The following is a 24,353-nucleotide window of genomic DNA, read 5'->3' as shown; positions in this document are numbered from 1 at the left end:
TCCGGCCGCGTTAGCGTGACGCATGCGAAGAAACCGGGCTCGCTGGGCGGCCGGAATCCTGGTGCTGGTCACGCTGCTCAGCGGGTGCGCGAGCACGATCATCGGCAAGCCGTCGCCCGATCGGGCGGAGCTGGCGCGGATCGAGGACGAGCGGTCACCGCTGACCGCGGCGGCCGCGTTCGGCGACTTCACCACCATCGACTACTGCTCCCTGCTGGACGCCGCCGCACTGGGCCGGGTGACCGAGGTGGTGGAGCAGCCGGGGGTGTCGATGGACCACTGCACCGTCCGGGTGAAGGTGGACGGACAGGAGGCCGAGCTCTGGCTCGGCGGTGTGGTCGACGAGAAGGCACGCAACGAGTACACGACCACCACCGAGATCGACAACGCGCCGGAGCTCAAGCGGCGGCTCACCATCGAAAAGCCGTCCAGTGACTACGACGGCAACTGCAACCGCTACCTCGTCTTCGCCGACGAGTTCAGCCTGCAGAGCAGTGTCAGCACCCTGAACGGCACCCTGTCGTCCGAGCGGCTGTGCCCGCTCGTCGAGAACTCGCTGGAGCACGCCGCGACGGCGGTGGTGGACAAGCGCGTGGAGCACCTGGACTTCCCGGCCGGTTCGCTCGGCACGGTGGACGCCTGCACGCTCATCAGCGAAGCCGAGGTCGGCACGCACCTGGGTGCCGAAGGGACCGCGCGCAGGTCGCCGACCAAGCACAACTGCCGCTGGGGCCGCTCCGGCAGCGACTACGTGTCGATGTACTTCTCCATCGACAAGCCGACCCCTCCCGAGGGATATGTGCCGGAAACCCTGGGCGGGCGCCCGGCGATGGTGTGGGCGAGCAGCGGCAGCAGCTACTGCTCGGCGCAGGTCCCGCTGAAGCCGTGGCCGGGCGCGAAGAACGGTGAGGTGGAGACGGTGTCGCTGTTCGTGTCGATGTACCGCGGCGGGACCGACCCGTGTGGCGTGCTGCGCAACGTGGCGAACACGGCGTTCCCTCGCCTGCCCGCGTGAGTCTGCCCCCATCTTGCTCGATCCCGAACTGCCGATACCCCGATCCCGTGTCACCATCAGTGCACTTACCCGCGAGTAACCAACGGAGGCCATGGTGGCACGGGAGTTCTCGAGCGTGGGCGTGGTCGGGCTGGGCACGATGGGCGCGGGGATCGCCGAGGTGCTCGCCAGGAGCGGACTGGACGTGGTGGCCGTCGAGGTGGACGACACCGGCATCACCAGGGGCCGCGGCCACCTGGAGCACTCGACCGCCCGCGCGGTGGCCAAGGGCAAGCTGACCGAGGACGACCGCGCCGCGCTGCTCGGGCGCGTGCGCTGCACCACTTCGCTGGCCGAACTCGCCGACGTGGACCTGGTGATCGAGGCCGTGCCGGAGAGCCTCGAACTGAAGGCGGACGTCTTCACCCAGCTGGACAAGGTCATCCGGCCGGACGCGATCCTCGCCTCGAACACCTCCTCGCTGTCGGTGACCGAGATCGGCGTGCACACCTCCCGGCCGGGCAAGGTGGTCGGCCTGCACTTCTTCAACCCCGCGCCGGTGCTGAACTTCGTCGAGGTGGTGCGCACGGTGGTCACCGAGCCGGACGTGGTCACCGACGTGGTGGCCTTCGCGCGGCGGCTCGGCAAGGAGCCGGTGGTCACCGGCGACCGCGCCGGGTTCATCGCGAACGCGCTGCTGTTCGGCTACCTGAACCACGCCGTGCGGATGTACGAGTCGCGGTACGCCACCCGCGAGGACCTGGACGCGGCGATGCGGTTCGGTTGCGGCTACCCGATGGGCCCGCTGGCGCTGCTCGACCTGATCGGGCTGGACACCGCCTACGAGATCCTCGAATCGATGTACCGGCAGTCCCGCAACCGGCTGCACGCGCCGGCGCCGCTGCTCAAGCAGATGATCACCGCCGGGCTGCTCGGCCGGAAGTCGGGCCGGGGTTTCTACCCCTACCAGGCACCGGATTCGCCGGTGGTGGTCGAGGAAACCGCGGCCACATCGTCCACTGTGGACGCGACGCCGCGTGCGGTGCGGACGGTCGGCGTGGTCGGCACCGGCACCATGGCCACCGGCATCGCGGAGGTCTTCGCCAAGCGCGGGTTCGACGTGGTGCTGCGTGCCCGGAGCGAGGAGAAGGCGCAGGCCGCGCTGGGCAAGGTCGGCAAGTCGCTGGACCGCCAGGTGAAGAAGGGGCGGCTGACCGCGGAGGACGCGGCCGCCGCGCTGGAGCGCGTCCGGCCCGCGGTCGAGTTCGCCGAGCTGGCCGACGTGGACCTGGTGGTCGAGGCGGTCGCCGAGGACCTGGAGGTCAAGCGCGCGGTGTTCGCCGCGCTGGACGAGGCGGTCAAGCCGGGCGCGGTGCTGGCCACCACCACCTCGTCGCTGCCGGTGATCGAGTGCGCCGCGGCCACCTCCCGGCCCACCGAGGTGGTCGGCCTGCACTTCTTCAACCCGGCGCCGGTGATGAAGCTGGTCGAGGTGGTGCACACGATCGCCACCGCGCCGGAGGTGGTGGCCACCGCGCACGAGGTCTGCCGGTCGGTCGGCAAGCACCCGGTGCACTGCGGTGACCGGGCCGGGTTCATCGTCAACGCGCTGCTGTTCCCGTACCTCAACGACGCGGTGAAGATGCTGGAGGCGCACTACGCCGAGGCGGCCGACATCGACACCGCGATGAAGGTCGGCTGCGGCCTGCCGATGGGACCGTTCGAACTGCTCGACGTGGTCGGGCTGGACGTGTCACTGGCCATCCAGCGCACGCTGTACAACGAGTTCCGCGAGGCCGGGTTCTCGCCGGCGCCGCTGCTCGAGCACCTGGTCACCGCGGGCAGGCTGGGCCGCAAGACCGGCAAGGGCTTCCGCGACTACACCTAGGACGAGCAGCAGCCGCCACCGCAGCAACCCCCGCCGCCGGACGGGACGGGTGCGGGGGCGGTGGACGAGCCGGTCAGCGCCACGGTGGTCAGCAGCTTCACGGTGTCGGCGTGCCCGCCGGGACAGGGCGCCGGTGCGCCGGACTCGGCCATCGGGCGGACCAGCTCGAAGGTCTCCGTGCATTCCCGGCAGCGGTAGGCGTAGGTCGGCATGCCGTCATTATCGCGCCGGCCGCCGCGAAGTGGGAAGCTGGCGTCGTGCTGACCGAACACCCGCACCTGTCCCAGGTGGTCCCCTCCGCGCTCGCCGCGCTCGGGGTCGGCGGTTTCGCCGACACGCTCGGCTTCGGCGAGGCGTCGAGGGTGTGCGTGCTGCTCATCGACGGCCTCGGCTGGGAACTGCTGAAGGCGCACCCCGGGGACGCGCCCGTGCTGAACGAGCTGCGGTCGTCCCAGCTGCGCGTGGGTTACCCGTCCACCACGGCCGCCGGGCTGGCCGCGATCGGCACCGGGCTTTCGTCAGGGGAGCACGGCATGGTCGGGTACACCTTTGAGGTGCCAGGCGCCGGGGTGATGAACGCGTTGCGCTGGTGCAGTCACGACGACGGCGGTGACCTCCGCGGTTCGCTGCCGCCGGAGCAGGTGCAGCCGCTGCCGACCACCTTCGCCACCGCCGCCGCGGCCGGGGTGCACACGAGCGTGGTCTCCGAGGCGAAGTTCGCGGATTCGGCGCTGACGCACGCGGTGCAGCGCGGCGCGCGGTACCGCGGGGTGCACGCGCTCGGGGACCTGGCCGCGCGCACGCTCGACGCGCTGGCCGAGCCGCGCAGCTTCTGCTACTCCTACCACAGCCAGCTCGATTTCCTCGGCCACGTCTACGGTCCTGGCTCGTCCGCGTGGCGGATGCAGCTGCGCCAGGTGGACCGGCTGGTGGAGTCCATTGTGGAGGAACTGCCGCCGGGCGCGCTGCTGGCGGTGGTGGCCGATCACGGCATGGTGCGGATCGGCGAGAAACTCGACCTGGACGAAACGCCGGAGCTGCTGGCCGGGGTCCGCGCGATCGGCGGTGAGACGCGTGCCAGGCACGTCTACGCCGAAGACGGCGCCGCGGCCGACGTGCTGGCGGCGTGGCGGGAGGTCCTCGGTGAGCGGGCCTGGGTGTACAGCCGTGAGGAAGCCATCGAGGGCGGGCTGTTCGGGCCGAGTGTCAGCGACCGCGTCCGGCCCCGGATCGGTGACGTGGTCGCCGCGGCGAGGGATTCCTTCGGCATGGTGCGGGAACTCGCGGAGGCGGTGGAGTCCTCGCTGATCGGCCAGCACGGCTCGCTGACCACCGCGGAGCAGCTGGTGCCGCTCGCGGTGGCCAGCGCGCGCTAGCTACGGGTTCCGCACGATCTGGAACCCGGGTGTGGTGTTGCGGATGTCGATGTGGTTGTTGCTCAGCTTCAGGTTGTTGAAGGTGGCCGACCCGATGGCCGGGCCCTCACCCGGTTCCGGCATCTCGTTCGCCCAGATGCCGAAGCCCGACTTCGCTTCGAACTCGTCGCCGCTCAGCCGCGCGCCGCTGATGCTGACGTTGGTGAGCACGGTGTCCTGCACCGGGTTGGTCGGCTGGCCGCCGACGTAGTCGGTCTGGAACATGATCCCGTGGTAGGTCGGGTCCACGATGTCCACATCGGACACCCGGATCCCGGTGAACGTCTTCGACGCGGAGAACAGCCAGATCCCGGGGAAGGTCTGCGCGCCCCAGAAGTGACCGCCGCCCCGCACCACCGAGATGTTCTCGAAGTTCGTGGTGCCGGGGCCGAAGCCGTGCATCGGGTAGCCGAAGTCGAGCGACGAGATGGTGATGGCCGAGTAGGTCAGCGTGTCCGCGAGGTAGAGGTTGCGGAAGGTGTTGTCGTACCCGCCGTAGACCGCCAGGCCCGCGGCCCGCCACGGCAGGATCGCGGTCAGGTTCTCGTAGACGTTGCCGGTCTGGTTGCCGGAGTTGTTGTCGGTGGCGGCGAACAACGCGAAGCTGTCGTCACCGGTGGACCTGGCTTCGTTGTTGGTGATGTGGTTGCCCGTGCTGCCGTTGGTGAAGTTGAGCCCGTCGGCGAACAGGTCGCGGATGCGCGAGTTGGACACCTTGGTGTTGTCCGTGTTCGCGCCCCAGAGCAGGCACATCTGGTGCTCCACCCACAGGTCGTCGATGGTCATGTTCGACACGCCCGAGAAGTCGAACACCTTGCCCGGCCCGTCGTTGCGCGAGGTGTAGTTGCCGAACACGGCGAACTTCGAGAACTTCGAGCCGTTCGCGGTGGCGTCGGCGCGGAAACCGAGATCGGTGTTCTCCTGGTTGGCCGGAGCGGTGAACCGGGTGAACCAGACGCCCGCGCCGACCACCTCGACCGGCTTGCCGTACACCTGGAACTTGGCCGAGGTGGGGTAGTCGCCGGCGGGCAGGTAGACGCCGGTGAGCGTGCCGGTGGTGTCCATCCGCACCTTGTCCAGCGCGTTCTGCACGTCCTGGTGGGTGAAACCGGCGGGCACGGCGTACCGCGCCGGGTCCGGGTTCGCCTGGGGCGCCACCTCCTCGAAGTTCACGAAGTCGATCGCGTACTGCGAGGTGTTCGCGGCGTCCTTCTGCAGCTTGATCTTGCTGCCCGCGGGCACGGTGGTGCCGAGCAGCATGCTGGCCTCGTCGTAGATGTGCCGCGGCCCGCCGGCGCCGGGGCTGTTGCCGGGACCGGCTTCCGGTCCGTAGAGCCACGCGTGCTTCGAACTCAGCGTGATCGGCTTGAGGAAGGTGCCGTTGACGTAGACGTTCAGCGTGGCGGTGATCCCGCCACCGCCGGGGGCGTCCGGAATGGAGAACCGGGTGACCAGCGTGTTCGTGCTCGCCTTGGTGGTGAATTCGACCGCGCTGCCGGTGCTGTTGAGCGTCACCGCCCGGCGACCGGAGGCCTCACCCGCTACGTGGCCGATCGTCCTGTTTGGACCGACGACCGTCGCGCCACCGGAGACGGTGCCGTCTTCGGCTTCGATCGACTCGTAGGGCATGTTCGCCCCGCGTCCGACGAAGAACGGCTGGCTGGTGGTGTTGTTGGCCTGCTTGACCGGGAGTTCGTTGGCGTCGTTGGCGAGCACCGTTTTCACCGTGTACTTGCCGTTCACCGCGGGCCAGCTGCCCAGCGAGACCGGCGTGGTGGTGGCGCCCGGCTCGATCGCGCCGGTGTGGCTGCCGGTGAGCGTGCGCACCACGGCTCCCGTGGTGGCGTCGGAAATGGTCAGCGTGATCCCGTGCGCACCCGCCGACGACGCGACCGAACCCTGGTTCTTGATCGCCACGGAGAAGTTCACCGCGGTACCGGCGGACGGATTGCCCGGCGTCCAGGCGACCGGTGCGGCGAGCAGGTCCGAGCTGGCCACCGGCGTCACCACCAGCGGTGACGGGCTGCTGAACGCGTTGTTGGCCTCGTTCTGCTCGATCACCGCGTTGCCTTCGTCGACCTTGGCGCTGAGCGGATGGCTGCCCGCGTCACGCGGGCCGATGTCCGCCTGCGCGGTCGCCGACGCGCCCGCGGCCAGTGCGCCGACCGGGGCCGTGCCCACTTTGGTGTCGCCGAGGTACAGGTTCACCTCGGTGGCGGGCGACGCGCTCGCCCCGGCGTTGCGGACGGTCGCGGAGACGGTCACGCGATCGGTCTCCACCGGAGCTTCCGGTGTCCAGGACAGACCGGTAACGGTCAGGTCCGGGTTCGGCGCGGGCACCCCGAGCGCCTGGAATTCGGCCACCTGCCCGGCGGGGGCGCCGGAGTTCGTGGTGATCCGGAGCCGGACGTCGGCCGCCCTGGCGGTGAGCGGAATGGTCACCGTGTTGCCGGTCGCCGGGTCGAAGCCGTACGCCTTGGCGGCGGCGAGCGTGGTGAACTCGGTGGCGGACTGCTCGCGGCCCTCGACCGCGATCGTCTGCGTGCGGGCGGCCCAGACCGGGTCCGGGTTCAGCTTGACCACCACGGCGTTCAGGTCGGCGTTCGAGCCGAGCGCGACGGTCAGCACGCTCGGATAGGCGCTGCCTTCCCAGTAGGTGGCGGTGTTGCCGTCGTTGGCGTTGGCCGCGACGTAACTGTGCACTGTGGACGAAGCGGTGATCGGCCTGCCCGCGGCCAGGTTGGTGCCGGCGGCCGTGCCCGCGCGGGTCACCGTGTTGCTGTTCGCCGACTGGTTCCCCGCGGCGTCCTTGGCACGCACGAAGTAGGCGACCGTGGTGCCCGCGGGCTGGTTGTCGGTGTAGGTCAGTACGGTGCCGGGAACGCTGGTGCGCAGCACACCGTTGGCGTAGACGTCGTACCCGGTCACGCCCACGTTGTCGGTGGCGGCCGTCCAGTTGAGCCGGATCTGGTCGGTGCCGGGCTCGGTGAAGGCCAGGTTGCCCGGGACGCCCGGCGCTTCGGTGTCCCCTGTGGACGGTCCGGAGACGGTGAACTCGCTGACCTGACCGGCGGGCCAGCCGGTGTTCGCGGTGATCTGCACGCGGACGTACCGCACGGTGGCCGTGGTGAAGTCGATGGTGACGGCGTTCCCGGAGGCGGGGGTGAAGACCTTGCCCGACGAGGTGGCGAGATCGGTGAAGTTGGTGCCGTCGGTGCTGCCGCGCACGCTCAGCGTCTGCGTCCGCGTGCCCCAGCCACTGGGCAGCTTCAGCTCGACGCGGCTGGCCGGGACAGCGGTACCGAGATCGGCCTGGATCCACTGCGGGAACGCGCCGTTCACGCTCTCCCAGTAGGTGGCCGCGTTCCCGTCACCCGCGTTGGCCGCCGGGTATTCGGGGTGCGCGCTGCTCGCCGTGTAGGTCGCGGCGAGCTGCTGGAACTCGGCGGCGTGGGCCTCGAATTCGGCGAGTTGCGCGGCCGGGGCGGCGGAGTTCGCGGTGACCTCCACGCGCAGGAAACGCGCGACGGTCGGCGCGAAGTCGATCCGGACGGTGTTCTGCTCGGCGGGCGTGAAGGTGTACTCGGCCGCGCCGGTGATGGTCGCGAAGCCGATGCCGTCGGTGCTGCCCTGCAGGCTGAGCGTCTGCTGCCGCGTGGACCAGGCCGCGGGCACCTTCAAGGTCACCTGGTCGACGCTGCGCTCAGCGCCGAGGTCCAGCTGCGCCCACTGCGGCAGCGGGCCGGGGCTGCTCTCCCAGTAGGTGTCCTGGTCACCGTCGTTGATCTTGGGGGCGGCGTCCGCGGCGCTGCTGGCCTGCGCGGCGGGTGCGGTCCCGCCGAGCGCCGGAACGGCCAGCGGGGCGGCCACCAGTAGCGCGGCCAAGGCGAGGCTTGCCGCGCGGGGTCGTCGTTTTGTCGATCTCACCAGAACCGTCATCACCGGGGGGACCTCTCCATTGAGGGACACTGCGGGGATCGCGAGTTATTTCGACCTGATGTTTAATTTTTGCGTAGAGCTGTTCAAGAGTTGCAGACAGGTCGAGGTGAGTCAACGGCCGCTAGGGCTTGATCGCGCGCCAGCGCTGCCGCCGCCCGTCGGGATTGGCCAGCTCGATCCGCTCGAAGCCCGCCGCCGCGAGCCGGCGGGCGAACGAGTCGGGGGGGACCGGGTTGTAGGTGTCGCCGACGTGGATGAGGCGGAACAGCAGCCCGTGCACGCCGTCGCTCCCGGCGAACACACCACCCGGCCGCAGCACACGGAACGCTTCGGCGAACAACCGGTCCTGCAGTGCCGCGGTGGGCACGTGGTGGAGCATGGTGAAGCAGACCACCGAGCTGAACTCGTTGTCCGGCAACGGCATCGCGGTGCCGTCGCCGTGGATCACCTTGGCGCGGGCGCCGTGGTCGCGGTCGAGATCGCGTGCCATCCGCTCGTCGATCTCCAGTGCGGTGAGGTTCGGCACCTGGTCCACCAGCACCCGCAGGTTCGCGCCGTAGCCGGGCCCGATCTCGAGCGCGTTGTCCCCGAGGTCCACGCCGTCGAGCGACCACGGCAGCAGCTGGGATTCGACCAGCCTCGCCCATTTCTCGCTGCTGCAGAGCTTCCGGTGGAACCAGTTCATCGCCATGCGGCCGACGCTAGGGGCGTGGCGTGGTGGCCGGAAGGCGATAGGCTGCCAAGTCATGTCTCCAACCAGACAGGCCGAAGCCATGCTGTTCGGCGACTTCGACCTGCCGTCGGGCACCTGGCTCGACTGGCACGTGCACGATGAGCACCACCAGCTGGCCTGGGCGGCGCGGGGCGTGGTCGCGGTCAACGTGGGTTCGGCGCACTGGGTGCTGCCGCCCGCGCGAGCGCTCTGGGTGCCCGCCGGGACCGTGCACCGCACCGGTTCGTCGGGGAACGCCGTGCTGCGCGGGATCTTCATGGACGCCGCGCGGTCGCCGGTGTCGTGGCCGGAGCCGCGGCTGGTGCGGGTCCGGCCGCTGCTGCGTGAACTGCTCGACCACCTGACCGCGGGCGGCCTCCCCGACGACGCCCGGCAGCGCGCCGAGGCCGTGGCGTTCGACCTGCTCGAACCGGTGCCGGTGACCCCGATCAGCGTGCCGCTGCCCGCGGATCCCCGGGCGCGGCGGGTCGCCGAAGCCCTGATCGCCAACCCCGCCGACGACCGCACCCTCGACCGGTTCGGCCGCGAGGTCGGCGCGAGCTCGCGAACGCTGGCGCGCCTGTTCTTGACCGAGACGCGCCTGAGCTTCGGACGCTGGCGCACGCAGGTCCGGCTCCGGGCCGCGCTGCCCCAACTCGCGGACGGCCGTTCGCTGGCGAACGTGGCGGACCGGGTGGGGTACTCGTCACCCAGCGCCTTCGTCGCAGCGTTCCGGCGGGCGGTCGGCGTGCCACCCGGCCAGTACTTCGGCTGAGCCGGGTTGACACGCGCCGGTACCGACGCGTGTCGGCCTGGGTTGTGGCCGGGCCGGTACCGACGCGCGTCGGCCTGGGCTGTGGCCGATCCGGTACCGGCGCGCGTCAGCGTGGGCTGTGGCCGGGCCGGTACTGCCGCGCCCGCCTTGGGCTGTGGCCGGGCTGGTACCGACGTGCGTCAGCGTGGGCTGTGGGCCGAGCTGGTACCGACGCGTGCCAGCCTAGGCCGTGGCCGAGCTGGTACCGACGCGCCCGCCTTGGGCTGTGGGCGAACCCGGCGGATACCGTGATCGCGTGCCCCGACGCAACAAGCCATCGCGCGGACGTGTGAGCCCGCCCGCTCGGGACATCGGTGGCGCGTCGGGCTGGGCGAGCACCGAATCCGACCCGGACGGGGACTGGCTCGTCCGGTCGGTGCCGGGCGCGCACGCGACCAAGGTGTACCGGTGCCCCGGCTGCGACCACGAGATCCGCCCCGGCGTGCCCCACGTGGTGGTCTGGCCCGCCGATGAGACCGGCTCGGTGACTGACCGGCGGCATTGGCATCGCCCGTGTTGGCAGGCGCGTGCGCGAAGGAGGCCGGGTCGGTGGTGAGGATCGGGCCCAACACCAAGCTTCCCGCGCAGCGTGAGGCGGTGCGGTTGCACATCGAGGATGGCCTCCGGCTCGTCGGTGAGCTTGGGCTGCCCTCCGACGAGGCCGGGTCGGTGACGGATCGGTGGCATTGGCATCGTCCGTGTTGGCAGGCGCGTGTGCGAAGGAGGCCGGGTCGGTGGTGAGGATTGGGCCCAACACCAAGCTCCCCGCGCAGCGTGAGGCGGTACAACTGCGCACCGAGGACGGCCTCCGGCTCGTCGGCGAGCTGGCGCTGCCCGCCGATCGCGCACCGGTGGCGACCGTGGTGCTGCTGCACCCGCTGCCCACGCACGGCGGCATGATGGACTCGCACGTGTTGCGCAAGGCCGCCTTCCGCCTGCCCGCGCTGGCCGGGCTCGCGGTCCTGCGGTTCAACACCCGTGGCGCGGCCAGTGAAGCCGGGCGCAGCGAGGGCACCTTCGGCGCGGCCGAGGGCGAACGCCTCGACGTCGCGGCCGCGCTCGACTTCGCCAGGTCCCGGGAGCTGCCCAGGGTGTGGCTGGCCGGCTGGTCGTTCGGCAGCGACCTCGCGCTCATGCACGGCACCGACGTGCTCGTCGAGGGCATCGTGCTGATCGCGCCTCCGTTGCGCTGGAGCAGCCCGGTGCAGCGGGCCGCCTGGGCGTCGACGGGCAAGCCGGTGGTGGCGCTCGTGCCGGAGTTCGACGACTACCGGCTACCCGAGGACGTGCGTGAAGGCTGCGCGATGATCCCGCAGGCGCGGGTGATCACCCTGCCCGGCGCCGGTCACCTGCTGGTCGGCCACGCGGATGCGGTGCTCGACCACCTGGTCTCCGTGGTCGCCCCGGAAACGCCCGTGCCGCTGCCACGGGACTGGGACGGCGAATGCGAAGACCAGCAGGTGACCATTGTGGACAGTCAACGGCGGTAGTGGGTGGATCGCAGTCCGTGGTAGTCCTCCTCCAGGTAGGGCGTGAAGCCGAGTTTCTCGGCCACCCGCCGGGACGGTTTGTTGATCAGCGCCACGGAGATCACCACCGGGCGTTCGGGTATTTCGCGTTCGGCCCATTCCACGGCGGCCGAAGCCATTTCCGTGGCGTACCCCTTCCCCCAGGACTCGGCGCGGAAGCGGTAGTACAGGTTCAGCAGCTTCTCGTCGTGCATTTCCTTCGACTGCACGCCACCAACACCGACCAGCTCACCCGTCGCGGCCTCGACCACCGCGAAGTAGCCGTACCCGTGCTCCTCCCAGTGCGACAGCCAGTACTCGAACTGCTTGCCCGCCTGCTCGGCGTCCGGCGGGTCGGGGTTGAACTGGTTCGTCGCGGGGTCGGACTGGATGCGGACGACGTCGGCCCGGTCGTCCTGGCGCAACGGGCGCAGGATGAGGCGCTCGGTGTGGATGGCGTGGAACTTGGTCACGGAAGCGACGGTAGCCCCCGGCACCGACAAGACCCGCGCAGATCGGGACAGATGCGGAATCCTGTGGTTACAGATACGGAATCATGTGGTTGAGGCCGACTTCAACAGCCGGTCCAGCACCGCCGTGTCACCGGAGGTCTCCACCGCGTCGGTCTCCCGGCGCCGCCACAGCATCAGCAGCAGGTCCGACGCGCTCGCCCGCGCCACGACAGCACCGTTCCCGGGCGAGCGGGTGACCTGCCACCCAGCCCCGTCGTGCGCGATCGACCACTCGCCGGGACCGTCCGTGGTCTGCAGGTGCACCGTGCCGCCCAGGTCCTCCGGCAGCGACGAGGGCAGGAAGTGGGTCAGGAACTCGTCGATCCCGTCGACCGCCAGCTCGCGTCCGATCGGCTCGTCGCGCCCCGCCGCCAACTGGGCGTCCCAGGCGTGGACGGCGGCTTCGTGCGCCATCCGCCGCTGGACGAACCCCGCCGTCCGGTCCGCCGACCAGGTCCACACCGGTTTCGCCGGATCCGCCCGCCGCACCGCCTCCACCAGGTGACGCAGGTTCTCCGCGTACCGGTCGAGCACCTCGTCGTCGCCGGGCCGGTCCGGTTCCCGGTAGTGGTCCGGCCCGTGGAGCAGCCCGCTCAACTGCAGCCGCCAGAAGTAGAAGACCTCGCTGGTGTGCCAGACCAGGTCCGCCACCGTCCAGTCCGGACAGCTGGGCACCGGCCTGCCCAGGTCGGTGGCCGCCGCGGCCAGTGCGGTCCCGTAGCGCGCCAGCTCGGCGCGATACTGCTCTCGGTTCATCGGGCAACCCTATTGGGGGGCGGAGTTGGGCACACTTGGTCGCCGGGTGGGCCGCCGTGCGCGAGAATGGCCCAATGCCGCAACTGCGCATCGCCTTGGCCCAGGTCAACCCCACTGTCGGTGACCTCGCCGGAAACGCCGACCAGACCGTCGAGTGGACGCGCAAGGCCGTCGAGGCCGGCGCTCATGTAGTGGTTTTCCCAGAGATGTCGCTGACCGGCTACCCGGTCGAGGACCTGTCCCTGCGCAAGACCTTCGCCGAGGCGTCCCGCGCGAAGGTGGACGAGCTGGCCAAGCGCCTCGACGATGCGGGCTGCGGTGACGTGCTGGCCTACGTCGGTTACCTCGACCTGGACGAGGCCGGGCCGCGGGACGCGGCGGCCGCGTTGTACCGGGGCGAGGTGGTGGCCAGGCAGTTCAAGCACCACCTGCCCAACTACGGCGTCTTCGACGAGCACCGCTACTTCAAGCCCGGCACCACGCTCGACGTGGTGCGCCTGCACGGCATCGACATCGGCATGGTGATCTGCGAGGACATCTGGCAGGACGGCGGCCCGATCGCCGCGCTCGGCAAGGCCGGGGTGGACCTGGTGGTGGCGCCGAACGCGTCGCCGTACGAGCGGTCCAAGGACGACATCCGGCTGCCGCTGATCGCCCGCCGCGCGGCCGAGGCCGGCGCGCCGCTGGTCTACACGAACCAGGTCGGTGGGCAGGACGACCTGGTCTTCGACGGCGATTCGATCGTGGTCGCCGCGGACGGCAGGCTGCTGGCGCGGGCCCCGCAGTTCACCGAGCACCTGCTGGTGCTGGACATGGACATCGAGGCGGGCGGGCACGCCGCCGACGGGGAGCTGGCCGGGTTGCACGTCCGCCGCCGCGTGCTGTCCACCGAGCCGCTGCCCGCCTACGAACCGCTCGCCGAGCCGCCGATCAGCGAACCGCTCTCGGAGGAGGCGGAGGTGTGGTCGGCGCTGGTCGTCGGCCTGCGCGACTACGTGCAGAAGAACGGCTTCCGCTCGGTCATCTTCGGCTTCTCCGGCGGGATCGACTCGGCGGTGGTGGCCGCGCTGGCCGCCGACGCGCTCGGCGGCGACGCGGTGCACGGCGTCTCGATGCCGTCGAAGTACTCCTCGGAGCACTCGCGCGCGGACGCGGCCGAGCTGGCCCGCCGGATCGGCGCGCACTTCCGGGTGGAGCCGGTCGAGGACATGGTCAAGGTCTACGTCGACCAGCTCAAGCTGACCGGGCTCGCCGAGGAGAACATCCAGGCCCGCACCCGCGGCATGCTGCTGATGGCACTGTCCAATCTGGACGGTCACCTGGTGCTGGCCACCGGCAACAAGACCGAGCTGGCGGTGGGGTACTCGACCATCTACGGCGACGCGGTCGGCGGTTTCGCGCCGATCAAGGACGTGTTCAAGACGCACGTCTGGCAGCTGGCCCGCTGGCGCAACGCCGAAGCCGAGAAGCGCGGTGAGACCCCGCCGATCCCGGAGAACTCGATCAGCAAGCCGCCGTCCGCCGAACTGCGCCCCGACCAGCTGGACTCGGACTCGCTGCCGGACTACGCGCTGCTCGACGACATCCTGGACGACTACGTCGAGGGCGACCGCGGCTTCGCCGACCTGCTCGCCGCCGGCTTCGACCCGGAGGTGATCGACCGCGTGGTGCGCATGGTCGACAAGGCCGAGTACAAGCGCCGCCAGTACCCGCCGGGCACCAAGATCACCTTCAAGGCCTTCGGCCGCGACCGCCGCCTGCCGATCACCAACGCCTGGCGCGAGGTGCATTGACCGCCTTTCGTCGGGAGTTCACCGGCGGTACCTGTACCCGGTGACCGCGTTTCCGTAGCGTCCGTTGGGTTCCCCCACCACTTCGCGGAACTCAACGGAGGCACAGCGTGTCGACCCTCAAGAGGCGGAACTTCCTGCGCGCGGCGGTCCTCGGCGCCGGCGTCACGGCGTTCGGAAACACCTTCACCCCCTCGGCACTCGCGAACCCCGCCCAGAACGGGCCCAGCCCGTACGGTCCGCTCCAGCCGGCGGACGCCAACGGCATCCAGCTCCCCGCCGGGTTCACCAGCCGGATCGTGGCCCGCTCCCGGCAGAAGGTCGCCGGGTACACCTGGCACGACGCGCCGGACGGCGGCGCGGTCTTCGCCGACGGCAGCGGCTGGATCTACGTCTCCAACTCGGAGATCACCCCCGGCGGTGGCGCCAGCGCGCTGAAGTTCGACGCGAACGGCACCATCACCGGTGCCTACCGCGTGCTCGCGGACACCAGGCAGAACTGCGCCGGCGGCGCCACCCCGTGGCAGACCTGGCTCTCCTGCGAGGAAATCGACCGCGGTTACGTCTACGAATGCGACCCGTGGGGCACGAAGGCGGCGATCCGGCGTCCCGCGATGGGGCAGTTCAAGCACGAAGCCGCCGCCGCGGACCCGGTGCGCAAGGCGGTGTACCTGACCGAGGACGTGTCCGACGGCTGCTTCTACCGCTTCCTGCCGACCACCTGGGGTGACCTCTCCGCGGGCAAGCTCCAGGTGCTGCGCGCGGGCTCGGCCACCTCCGGCTCGTTCACCTGGGCGGACGTACCCGACGTGGACGGCTCACCCACCGCGACCCGCAACCAGGTCTCCGGCGCGAAGCGGTTCAACGGCGGTGAGGGCCTGCACTACGCCAACGACACCGCGTGGTTCACCACCAAGGGCGACAACCGGCTGTGGCAGCTGAACCTGGTGAACAACACCTACGAACTGGCCTACGACGACTCGCTGGTGAACCCCGGCACCCCGCCGCTGACCGGCGTGGACAACGTGACCGGCACCGCGTCGGGTGACCTCTTCGTCGCCGAGGACGGCGGCAACATGGAGATCTGTGTGATCACCCCGAACGACGTGGTCGCGCCGTTCCTGCGGATCAACGGCCAGAGCGGATCGGAGATCTGCGGCCCGGCGTTCACCCCGGCCGGGAACCGGCTGTACTTCTCCTCGCAGCGCGGCACCACCGGTTCGAGCTCGGGCGGCATCACCTACGAGGTGACCGGCCCCTTCCGGAGCTGAACACCAAAGCGGGGCCCCGGCGAACCGGGGCCCCGCCTCTGTCTCAATCCTTCTTGCGCCTCAACAGGCTTCGCACCTTCTTCAGCGCCTGCTCGGCGTCGGAGTCGAACGGGTTGTCGTGCACCAGGTAGGTCCACGTCGAGGTGGCCCGCCGCACGCCGGACGCCGCCAGGTCGATGCCGTTCTCGGTGATCTCGGCTTCCTCCAGCGAGGCGATCGACCGCTTCTCGGTCTCCGGAATGATCTTGTGGAACTCCGGGATCGCCGCGCGGTGGAACTCGTCGAGCGGGGTCTCCCGCGCCAGCGCGCGCAGGTGGATGCTCTCGCGCACGTCGGTCAGGAAGGCCAGGTGATCCGACCACAGCTGGTCGATGTGGAACAACGCGATCTCGCGGCAGATCTGCTCGACCTTCGCCTCGTCGTCCACCGCCTCGGACAGTTCCTTGAACTTCTCCGGCGCGCCCTTCTCCAGCTGCTCCTTGGCCAGGTCGGTCCGCAGCAGCTTGTCGCGGTGGGCCAGCAGCTCGGTGCGCTGGCGCTCGATCAGCCGCGTGTAGCGCCAGGTGTTCCGGTGGATCTCCAGGTCGACGCCCTCGGCCACGCGCTGCGCGTGCTTGATCTGCCGGTGCGCGGCCACGTCGGTGATCTCGCCGGTCTCGGAGTCGGACTCGATGCCCTCGGGAATGTCCGGCGCGTTCTGCAGCACCAGGTCGTCGTTGAGGCTGGCGAAGAAGATCGAGCTGCCCGGGTCGCCCTGACGGCCGGCGCGGCCACGCAGCTGGTCGTCGAGGCGGCTGCTCGGGTAGCGCGCGGTGCCGATCACGTGCAGCCCGCCCAGCTCGGCCACGCGCTCGCGGTCCTTGCCGTCCTTGCCGCCCAGCCGGATGTCGGTCCCGCGACCGGCCATCTGGGTGGACACGGTGACCGCGCCGTAGCGACCGGCGTCCGCGATGATCTCGGCTTCTTCGGCGTCGTTGCGCGCGTTCAGCACCACGCATTCGAGGCCGACCTTCGCCAGCTTCTCGGCCAGTTCCTCGGACTCGGCCACGTCCTGGGTGCCGACCAGGATCGGCTGCCCGGTCTCGTGCACGCGGGCGATCTCCTCCTCGATCGCCCGCAGCTTCTGCGACGGCGAAGCGAAGATCCGGTCCTTGGCGTCCTCACGGATGTTCTCGGTGTTCGGCGGGATGACCGCCACCTCGAGCTGGTAGAACTCGCGCAGCTGCTCCGCCACCGCCACCGCTGTCCCGGTCATGCCCGCGACCTGCGGATACCGCGCCATCAGCGCCTGCACGGTGATCGAGTCGAGGATCTCACCGCGGTCCGACGGCGGCACCTGCTCCTTCGCCTCGACCGCGGCCTGCAGCCCGTCCGGCCAGCGCTGCAGCTCCGCGACGCGGCCGCGGGAAGCGTTGATCAGCTGGACCTTGCCGTCGCGCACCAGGTAGTCGACGTCGCGTTCGAGCAACGCGTGCGCGTGCAGCGCGACGTTCACCGCGGCCAGCCTGTCCTGCCCGTCGCCGGACTCGCTGTACAGGTCGATGCCGCCGAGCGACTTCTCCACCACCGACGAACCCGCGGTGGTCAGCCAGGCGTTGCGGCCGTCCTTGTCGGTCTCGTAGTGCAGCCCGAGGCGCAGCCGCCGGACCACGTTGGCGACCTCCTCGTCGGCCTGTCCCGCGTCCACCGAACCGGCCATCACCAGCGGCACGCGGGCCTCGTCGACCAGCACCGAGTCCGCCTCGTCGATGATCGCCACCTCCGGCTCCGGCTGCACCAGCTCCTCGGCCTTGGTGACCAGGCGGTCGCGCAGCATGTCGAAGCCGATCTCGCTGACCGCGCCGTAGGTGACGTCGGCGTGGTAGGCCTCGCGGCGCTCCTCGCGGGTGCGCGACGGCTCCACCCAGCCGACGGTGACCCCCAGCAGGTCGAAAATGGGTTTCATCCATTCGGCGTCACGACGGGCCAGGTAGTCATTGACCGTGACCACGTGCACGCGCTTGCCCTGCAACGCGTACCCGGCCGCGGCGAGGGCGCCGGCCAGCGTCTTGCCCTCACCGGTGGCCATCTGCACGACGTGCCCGGTGAGCAGGCCGAGCGTGCCCAGCACCTGCACGTCGAAGGCGCGTTCGTCGAGCGCGCGCCTGGCCGCCTCGCGACCCAGCGCGCCCAGCTCGACCAGCTGGTCGTCGCCCCACTTGCCGACCTCGCGCAGGTTGGCCGCGGCCTCGGTCAACTCCTCGTCGGAGAGCTTTTCGATCTCCGGTTCCCGCTTCTCGATCGCGGGGAGGAGCGCCTCGTACCGGGTCAGTTCCACGCTGGCCGGACGCTGGATGATCCTGCGCAACCGCTTGCCTACCCGGCTCATCAACGCTGCCACCCGTGCTCTCCTCTGTCCTCATCGCGCCCAGCGGGCGGTTGGTTCCGTTGCCCAACGCGGCGGCCGTCCGCTCGTCGGTGCCTGGCACCATCGTCGAGGTGCGCCGACTCGAACGCTACCGGTCCCGGCTGGGCCTTGTCCTCGTCCTAACGTCGCTACCGGTCGTGATGGCCGCGTGCTCCACCGCGGAGGAGACACCCCAGCCGGTCACCGAAACGAAAGGACCGGCCGGTCCGGTTCCCGCCGGGCTCGAAAAGTTCTACGCGCAGCCCCTGAGCTGGGGTGACTGCGCACCCTACGCGACGACGTCGAGCACCAGGTCGGCCTTCGGGGCGAAGGGCATCGAATGCGCGCGGCTGACCGTGCCGCTGGACTACGCCAGGCCGGACGCCGAGACGATCACCATCGGCGTGCTCCGGCACCGGTCGGACGGCAGCGGCGAGCGGATCGGCTCGCTGCTGTTCAACCCCGGCGGCCCGGGTGCCTCCGGCATGGCCGCGGTGGCCGGGATGACCGAGGCCTCACCCGAGCTGTCCGCCCGCTTCGACCTGGTGGGCTTCGACCCGCGCGGGGTCGGGGCGAGCCAGCCGCAGGTCCGCTGCCTGACCGACGCCGAACGTGACGCCGACCGTGCCGATGACTCCGAGACCGACGGTTCACCGGAGGGCGTGACCAGGCAGGAGGCGGAGAGCCGGACCTTCGCCGAGCGGTGCACCGAACGCACCGACCACCACGCCGCCATGCTCGCGAACGTGGGCACCAGGGACGTGGTCAAGGACATGGACGTGCTCAAGTCCGCGCTCGGGGACGCGAAGCTGTCCTACGTCGGTTATTCGTACGGGACCCGCATCGGCTCGACGTACGCGGAGACCTTCCCGCAGAACGTGCGCGCGCTGGTGCTCGACGGCGCGCTCGACCCCGAGCAGGATTCCGTCGAGTCGCTGGTCGCGCAGGGGGAGGGCTTCGGAAAGGCCTTCGGTGAGTTCGTGAAGTGGTGCGTGGCCGAGCAGGACTGCGCGCTCGGCCGCGACCCGGCGGGCGCGACGAAGGCCTACCAGGACCTGACCCGCCCGCTGATCGACAACAAGGTGCCGGCGGGCGACGGCCGCCTCCTCTCCTACGAGGACGCGACCACCGGCACCGTCCAGGCGCTCTACACCCAGCAGCTGTGGGACACGCTGAACAGCGGGCTCAACGCGTTGAAGGGCGGGAACGGCGGCACGCTGATGAAGCTCGCCGACACCTACAACGAGCGCGGCGGCGACGGCCGGTACTCGACCACGCAGGACGCGTTCACCGCGATCCGCTGCGTGGACGACCCGCGCGTCACGGACAAGGCGAAGATCCTCCAGGCACAGGAGCGGTACATGCAGGTCGCGCCGTTCCTCGACGACGGCAGGCCGGACGGCGCCGCGCTCGACTCGTGTGCGTTCTGGCCGTCGCCGAACACCTCGGAACCGCACACGCCGAACGTCGAAGGCGTGCCGCCGGCGCTGGTGATCTCGACCACGAACGACCCGGCGACCCCGTACGAGGCGGGCGTCAACCTCGCCAAGGGCATGAAGGGCTCGCTGCTGACCTACGAGGGCACCCAGCACACCGTTTTCCTGCAGGGTGTGGCGTGTGTCGACAAGGCGGGCGAGGCCTACCTGATCGACGGCACGCTGCCTGCCGAGGGCACGCGCTGCGCCGGGAAGTGAATCGATCTACCAGCGGAAGGCACTCCGCCGGGTGATTTCGCGCGCTGCGGTGGCCCGGGGTTCGGTGGCACGATCTCGGCGTGTCCCCGTTCCGCTCGGTTTTTGCTGTTGTGCTGCCCCTTGCCCTGGTCACCGCGGCCTGCTCGGCCGAGGAGCCGCCGAAGCCGCCGCCGCACACCGCGGTGGAGTCGGTGGCGCCCCCGGCGCCGACCCCGCCGCCCGACCCGATGGCGGGCTTCTACGCGCAGAAGCTCGCCTGGGGCGAGTGCGCTCCGTTCGCCACCAGCGAGGACAGCAGAGCGGCGTTCCGCGTGCCCGACCTCGAGTGCGCGCGGCTGAGCGTGCCGCTCGACTACGCGAAGCCGGAGGCCGAGAAGATCAGCATCGGCGTGCTCCGGCACAAGGCGGTCGGCGAGCGGATCGGCTCGCTGGTGCTCAACCCGGGCGGCCCCGGCGGCTCCGGCATGGTCGCCGCGGCGGGCATCGCCGTGCAGGCCGCCAAGGGTGAGGCGGGCAAGCGGTTCGACATCGTCGGCTTCGACCCGCGTGGTGTCGGCGCGAGCGAGCCGCGGATCCGCTGCCTGACCGACGCCGAACGCGACGCCGATCGCGCCGACGACTCCGAGACCGACGGTTCACCGGAGGGCGTGACCAAGCAGGAGAACGAGGCCAGGGACTTCGGCGCGAAGTGCGCCGAGCGCACCGAGCACGGCACCGCGATGCTCGCCAATCTCGGCACCCGCGACGTGGCCAAGGACCTCGACCTGCTCCGGGCCGCGCTCGGGGACCAGAAGCTGACCTATCTCGGCTATTCGTACGGCACGCAGATCGGGTACACCTACGCCGAGGCGTTCCCGGACAAGGTGCGCGCGATGGTGCTCGACGGCGCGGTCGATCCGGGACAGGACGCGCTCGAGAGCAATCTCGCGCAGGTCACCGGCTTCGGCAAGGCGTTCGGCGAGTTCGCGAAGTGGTGTGCCGAGCAGCCGGACTGCGCGCTCGGCCGCGACCCGGCGGGCGCGACGAAGGCGTTCCAGGACCTGACGCGGCCGCTGATCGAGAAGCCGGTGCCCGCCGGCGATCGCAAGCTGTCCTACGAGGACGTCGGCACCGCGGCCGTCCAGGCGATGTACTCGCAGCAGCTGTGGAAGCAGCTCAACGCCGGGCTCGCCGAGCTGAAGCAGCAACGCGGCGACAAGCTGATCGCGCTCGCCGACCAGTACAACGAGCGCGGCGCCGATGGCCGGTACGGCGCCATCCAGGACGCGTTCACCGCGATCAACTGCGTGGACAACCCCAAGATCACCGACAAGAACCGCATCGCCGAGTTCCTGAAGAAGAGCAACGAGGCCGCGCCCTTCCTCGACGACGGCAAGCCGGACGGCGCGGCGCTGGACACCTGCGCGTTCTGGCCGGTGGAGCACACCTCCGAACCGCGCACGCCGAAGGTCGACGGCGTCCCGCCGGTGCTGGTCATCTCCACCACGAACGACCCGGCGACCCCGTACGAGGCGGGCGTCAACCTGGCGAAGGCGATGAACGGCTCGCTGCTGACCTTCGAAGGGACCCAGCACACGGTGTTCCTGCAGGGCGTGCCCTGCGTCGACGACGCCGGGACGGACTACCTGATCAGCGGAACCCTGCCGCCCGCGAACACCCGCTGCACTACGTAGCGGGGGCGGTCAGCGCCAGTTCCAGCATGATCGCGCCCTCGTTCGGCTGACGCGGCGGCACCTGCAGCCACACCCGCGCGAGGTTCCTGGTCGCCGCCTGCTCCACCCAGAACTTCACGTCCACATCGGACTGGATGGACGGCACCACGGCGGCGATGACCTCGCGCGGGAGCTGGCCATCGATCCGGTAGGTGTCCAACTCGGCGAGCTTTTCCTTGGTCTCGGTGCGCAACGCGGTGGCCCCGTCGAGCAGCCGCGGCAGCCCGCGCGAGGCGTCGAGCAGCATCGCCGGGGTGAACGACGGCATCGCCGCGGGTCGGGTCGCGCCCTGCGCGTCGGTCAGCGTGAACGCGTCGCCGGCGAGCTGGAACCGGTAGTCGACGCGGTCGTTCTCCTCCTGGACCGCGGCGCGTCCGGTGGCCGAGCCGTGCGGTCCGCCGTCGCGCCTGGCGTCGCCCTCGACGTCGAGCACGTCGAGGCCTTCGAGCATGCCGCTGATGCCGAACTTGAAGTGCACGGCGTCGAGCCGTCCGACCGCCGCGGCCGCTTCACGCACCAGCCCGGCGGCGTCGGGCAGCGGCCCGCTGGCATCCGGCGAAGCGGCGCACCCGCCGAGCAGGCCGGTCAACATCAGCAACCCGAGCAGGCGGCGCGAGAACATGGTGCCCACGTTAGCCGTTTCAGCTGCGTGCGAAGGTGCGCCGGTAGGTGAGGGGAGCGACGCCGATGGCGGCGTTGAGGTGCTGCCGAAGCGACGCCGACGTGCCGAGCCCGGATTCGTACGCGACGCGGTCGATCGGCAGCGTCGTGGTCTCCAGCAGGTGCCGCGCGTGCTTGACCCGTTCCTGGATCAGCCACGCCCGCGGCGAGAGCCCGGTTTCCGCGCGAAAACGCCTGCTGAACGTCCGCACGCTCATCCGCGCGTGCTCCGCCAGCGCCGCCAGGTCCAGCGGTTCGTCGAGACGGCTGAGCGCCCACGCCCTGGTCGCGGCCGTGCTTCCGGCGCCCTCCTCGGCCACCGGCCGTTCGATGAACTGGGACTGCCCGCCTTCGCGGAACGGCGGCACCACGCAGTACCGCGCGGCCGTGTTGGCCACCGCGGCGCCGTGGTCCGCGCGCAGCACGTGCAGGCACAGGTCCACGCCGGCGGCGAGCCCGGCCGCGGTCAGCACGTCGCCGTCGTCGACGAACAACACGTCCTCGTCGACGTCGATCGCGGGGTAGAGCGCGCGCAACTCGTCCGCGTAGGCCCAGTGCGTGGTGGCCCGCCTGCCGTCGAGCACCCCGGCCGCGCCCAGCACAAAAGCGCCGGTGCAGATCGACATGATCCGCGTGCCCGGCCGGATCAGCGCGAGCGCGGCGGCGATGTCGTCCGGCAGCGTGCCCTCGCGCCGCGGACCGTGCGCCTTCGTGCCCGGGATGATCACCGTGTCCGCTTCGGCCAGGATCTCCGGGCCGTGGTCGAGCACCGCGGTGTACCCGGCGCTGACCCGCACCGGCTGGTCGTCGACCCCGCAGACGCGCACGTCGTAGAGCGGTTTCCCGTCCCGGCGGGCGGTCTGGAACAGCTGGGTGGGGATCTGCAGGTCGTACCCGACCACCTCGTCGATGGCGAGCACGGCGATCCGGTGCGGTCCGGCCATGGCCGGATTCTTTCACATATTGGCGCTCCGGCCACTAGTTAGCGCCGCGAAACTTCATGAAACTGAGCGGCGTGACTCAACTCCAACAGCGGACCCGGCGGGTGCACCGCGCCTGGGTGGTGGCGGCCGTCGCGTTCGTGACCCTGATCGGCGCGGCCGGTTTCCGGTCCGTCCCCAGCGTGCTGATCGACCCGCTGCACGCCGAATTCGGCTGGGCGCGCGGCACGATCGGCGCCGCCGTCTCGATCAACCTCGTCCTGTTCGGCCTGATCTCCCCGTTCGCCGCGGCGCTGATGGACCGGCTCGGCATGCGCCGCGTGGTCGCCTGGGCGCTGACCCTGGTCGCCGCGGGCAGCGGGCTCACCATCTTCATGACCGCGTCCTGGCAACTGCAGCTGCTCTGGGGCGTGCTGGTCGGCGTGGGCACCGGCTCGATGTCGATGGCCTTCGTCGCCACCGTCACCGGACGCTGGTTCGTGCACCGCCGCGGCCTGGTCAGCGGCATCCTCACCGCCGCTGGCGCCACCGGCCAGCTGGTCTTCCTGCCGCTGGTCGCCTCGCTCGCCACCGAGTACGGCTGGCGCACCGCCTCGATCGTGGTGGCGCTCGCCGCGCTCGCGGTCGTCCCCCTGGTGGTGCTTTTCCTGCACGATCACCCGAGTGACGTAGGCACCACCGCCTACGGTGGCGAAGCCGAGATCTCCGCCGCGCCGGTGACCGGCAGCAGCGCCGCCCGCGCCCTGCGCACCCTGCGCGACGCCGCGCGCACCAGGACGTTCTGGCTGCTCGCCGGCGGGTTCGCGATCTGCGGGGCGTCCACCAACGGCCTGGTCGGCACGCACTTCGTCACCGCCGCGCACGACCACGGCATGCCGCACACCACCGCCGCCTCGCTGCTCGCGCTGGTCGGCATCTTCGACGTGGCGGGCACGATCCTGTCCGGCTGGCTCACCGACCGGGTGAATCCGCGGGTGCTGCTCGGCGCGTACTACACGCTGCGTGGCCTGTCGCTGATGATCCTGCCGTCGCTGTTCGCACCGGGCGTGGAGCCGAGCATGTGGGTGTTCATCATCTTCTACGGCCTGGACTGGATCGCCACCGTGCCGCCGACCGTGGCGCTGTGCCGCGAGAAGTTCGGCGACGCCGCGCCCATCGCGTTCGGCTGGGTCTTCGCGTCGCACCAGGTCGGGGCCGCGCTGGCGGCCTTCGGCGCCGGGCTGACCAGGGACCTCCAGGGCAGCTACGACCTGGCGTGGCTGGTCGCCGGGGGGCTGTGCGTGCTCGCCGCCGTGATGTCGATCGCGGTACCCCGCCACCGGGTGCCCGGAAACACGGCGTTAACACGATCCGCATAGGGT

Annotated in this window: 19 protein-coding genes; 11 read left to right on the top strand and 8 right to left on the bottom strand. The window is 70.6% G+C overall.

Annotation, left to right across the window (positions count from 1 at the left end; all coding sequences use genetic code 11):
• Positions 1-22 precede the first annotated feature (22 nt).
• Positions 23-1,015 carry a hypothetical protein gene (locus A4R43_RS22460; RefSeq protein ID WP_162788554.1) on the top strand — a complete coding sequence of 331 codons (993 nt, stop codon included), beginning with the start codon at positions 23-25 and terminating at the stop codon, positions 1,013-1,015.
• A 94-nt stretch (positions 1,016-1,109) separates the two neighbouring features.
• A complete protein-coding gene (locus tag A4R43_RS22455; protein WP_113697802.1) occupies positions 1,110-2,882 on the top strand; it encodes a 3-hydroxyacyl-CoA dehydrogenase family protein in 1,773 nt (590 codons plus the stop codon).
• Here A4R43_RS22455 and A4R43_RS22450 read toward each other — a convergent pair.
• Positions 2,879-3,094 (bottom strand): FmdB family zinc ribbon protein, encoded by a 216-nt coding sequence (locus tag A4R43_RS22450; protein WP_113697801.1) that lies wholly within the window; start codon positions 3,092-3,094, stop codon positions 2,879-2,881. The genes A4R43_RS22455 and A4R43_RS22450 overlap by 4 nt on opposite strands.
• 45 nt (positions 3,095-3,139) lie before the next feature.
• On the opposite strand from A4R43_RS22450, the gene A4R43_RS22445 reads away from it, so the two are divergent.
• Complete coding sequence (locus tag A4R43_RS22445; RefSeq protein ID WP_113694137.1) at positions 3,140-4,258, top strand: alkaline phosphatase family protein; 1,119 nt, start codon at positions 3,140-3,142, stop codon at positions 4,256-4,258.
• On the opposite strand, the gene A4R43_RS22440 is transcribed toward A4R43_RS22445, so the two are convergent.
• Together A4R43_RS22440 and A4R43_RS22435 are read right to left on the bottom strand one after the other, a co-directional pair.
• Positions 4,259-8,236: a discoidin domain-containing protein gene (locus tag A4R43_RS22440; protein ID WP_113694136.1), complete on the bottom strand. Its 3,978-nt coding sequence runs from the start codon at positions 8,234-8,236 to the stop codon at positions 4,259-4,261. It lies immediately after the preceding gene.
• 121 nt (positions 8,237-8,357) lie between these two features.
• On the bottom strand, positions 8,358-8,927 hold the full coding sequence (locus tag A4R43_RS22435; RefSeq protein ID WP_113694135.1) for a class I SAM-dependent methyltransferase: 570 nt from the start codon (positions 8,925-8,927) through the stop codon (positions 8,358-8,360).
• Positions 8,928-8,982: 55 nt separating this feature from the next.
• Between A4R43_RS22435 and A4R43_RS22430 the strand changes: the two genes are divergently transcribed.
• From A4R43_RS22430 to A4R43_RS22415, 3 genes are all read left to right on the top strand, one after another.
• Positions 8,983-9,723, top strand: a complete 741-nt coding sequence (locus A4R43_RS22430) for an AraC family transcriptional regulator (protein ID WP_236808190.1) — start codon at positions 8,983-8,985, stop codon at positions 9,721-9,723.
• 295 nt (positions 9,724-10,018) lie between these two features.
• The gene (locus A4R43_RS44080) at positions 10,019-10,318 is read left to right on the top strand and encodes a hypothetical protein (protein WP_113697800.1); all 300 of its coding nucleotides are present in this window, start codon (positions 10,019-10,021) and stop codon (positions 10,316-10,318) included.
• Between the two features lie 178 nt (positions 10,319-10,496).
• Positions 10,497-11,252: an alpha/beta hydrolase gene (locus tag A4R43_RS22415; protein ID WP_113694133.1), complete on the top strand. Its 756-nt coding sequence runs from the start codon at positions 10,497-10,499 to the stop codon at positions 11,250-11,252.
• On the opposite strand, the gene A4R43_RS22410 is transcribed toward A4R43_RS22415, so the two are convergent.
• Both A4R43_RS22410 and A4R43_RS22405 read right to left on the bottom strand, forming a co-directional pair.
• The gene (locus A4R43_RS22410; RefSeq protein ID WP_236808189.1) at positions 11,240-11,743 is read right to left on the bottom strand and encodes a GNAT family N-acetyltransferase; all 504 of its coding nucleotides are present in this window, start codon (positions 11,741-11,743) and stop codon (positions 11,240-11,242) included. The two genes, A4R43_RS22415 and A4R43_RS22410, sit on opposite strands and share 13 nt — an antisense overlap.
• An 81-nt stretch (positions 11,744-11,824) precedes the next feature.
• A complete protein-coding gene (locus tag A4R43_RS22405; protein ID WP_113694132.1) occupies positions 11,825-12,538 on the bottom strand; it encodes a maleylpyruvate isomerase family mycothiol-dependent enzyme in 714 nt (237 codons plus the stop codon).
• Positions 12,539-12,612: 74 nt separating this feature from the next.
• Here A4R43_RS22405 and A4R43_RS22400 point away from each other — a divergent pair, with 74 nt between their 5' ends.
• Both A4R43_RS22400 and A4R43_RS22395 read left to right on the top strand, forming a co-directional pair.
• On the top strand, positions 12,613-14,331 hold the full coding sequence (locus A4R43_RS22400) for an NAD+ synthase (RefSeq protein ID WP_113694131.1): 1,719 nt from the start codon (positions 12,613-12,615) through the stop codon (positions 14,329-14,331).
• A gap of 107 nt (positions 14,332-14,438) precedes the next feature.
• Positions 14,439-15,599 carry an alkaline phosphatase PhoX gene (locus A4R43_RS22395; protein WP_113694130.1) on the top strand — a complete coding sequence of 387 codons (1,161 nt, stop codon included), beginning with the start codon at positions 14,439-14,441 and terminating at the stop codon, positions 15,597-15,599.
• Positions 15,600-15,642: 43 nt separating this feature from the next.
• On the opposite strand, the gene secA2 is transcribed toward A4R43_RS22395, so the two are convergent.
• Positions 15,643-17,979: an accessory Sec system translocase SecA2 gene (gene secA2 / locus A4R43_RS22390; protein WP_113694129.1), complete on the bottom strand. Its 2,337-nt coding sequence runs from the start codon at positions 17,977-17,979 to the stop codon at positions 15,643-15,645.
• A 167-nt stretch (positions 17,980-18,146) separates the two neighbouring features.
• Between secA2 and A4R43_RS22385 the strand changes: the two genes are divergently transcribed.
• Together A4R43_RS22385 and A4R43_RS22380 are read left to right on the top strand one after the other, a co-directional pair.
• The gene (locus A4R43_RS22385; protein WP_113697798.1) at positions 18,147-19,679 is read left to right on the top strand and encodes an alpha/beta hydrolase; all 1,533 of its coding nucleotides are present in this window, start codon (positions 18,147-18,149) and stop codon (positions 19,677-19,679) included.
• Between the two features lie 80 nt (positions 19,680-19,759).
• Positions 19,760-21,352 carry an alpha/beta hydrolase gene (locus A4R43_RS22380; protein WP_418190742.1) on the top strand — a complete coding sequence of 531 codons (1,593 nt, stop codon included), beginning with the start codon at positions 19,760-19,762 and terminating at the stop codon, positions 21,350-21,352.
• Here A4R43_RS22380 and A4R43_RS22375 read toward each other — a convergent pair.
• Together A4R43_RS22375 and A4R43_RS22370 are read right to left on the bottom strand one after the other, a co-directional pair.
• Entirely contained in the window at positions 21,345-22,013 is a 669-nt protein-coding gene (locus tag A4R43_RS22375; protein ID WP_113694128.1) for an LppX_LprAFG lipoprotein, read from the bottom strand. The genes A4R43_RS22380 and A4R43_RS22375 overlap by 8 nt on opposite strands.
• A gap of 19 nt (positions 22,014-22,032) precedes the next feature.
• Positions 22,033-22,995, bottom strand: coding sequence for a GlxA family transcriptional regulator (locus A4R43_RS22370; protein ID WP_113694127.1), 963 nt, complete (start codon positions 22,993-22,995; stop codon positions 22,033-22,035).
• A 71-nt stretch (positions 22,996-23,066) separates the two neighbouring features.
• Between A4R43_RS22370 and A4R43_RS22365 the strand changes: the two genes are divergently transcribed.
• Positions 23,067-24,350, top strand: a complete 1,284-nt coding sequence (locus A4R43_RS22365; RefSeq protein WP_236808188.1) for an MFS transporter — start codon at positions 23,067-23,069, stop codon at positions 24,348-24,350.
• The last annotated feature ends 3 nt before the right edge of the window (positions 24,351-24,353 follow it).

It is taken from the genome of Amycolatopsis albispora, assembly GCF_003312875.1.
Classification (GTDB): Bacteria; Actinomycetota; Actinomycetes; order Mycobacteriales; family Pseudonocardiaceae; genus Amycolatopsis; species Amycolatopsis albispora.
Note: the sequence above shows the minus strand (reverse complement) of the source record. Positions and strands in the feature narration are given on the sequence as shown.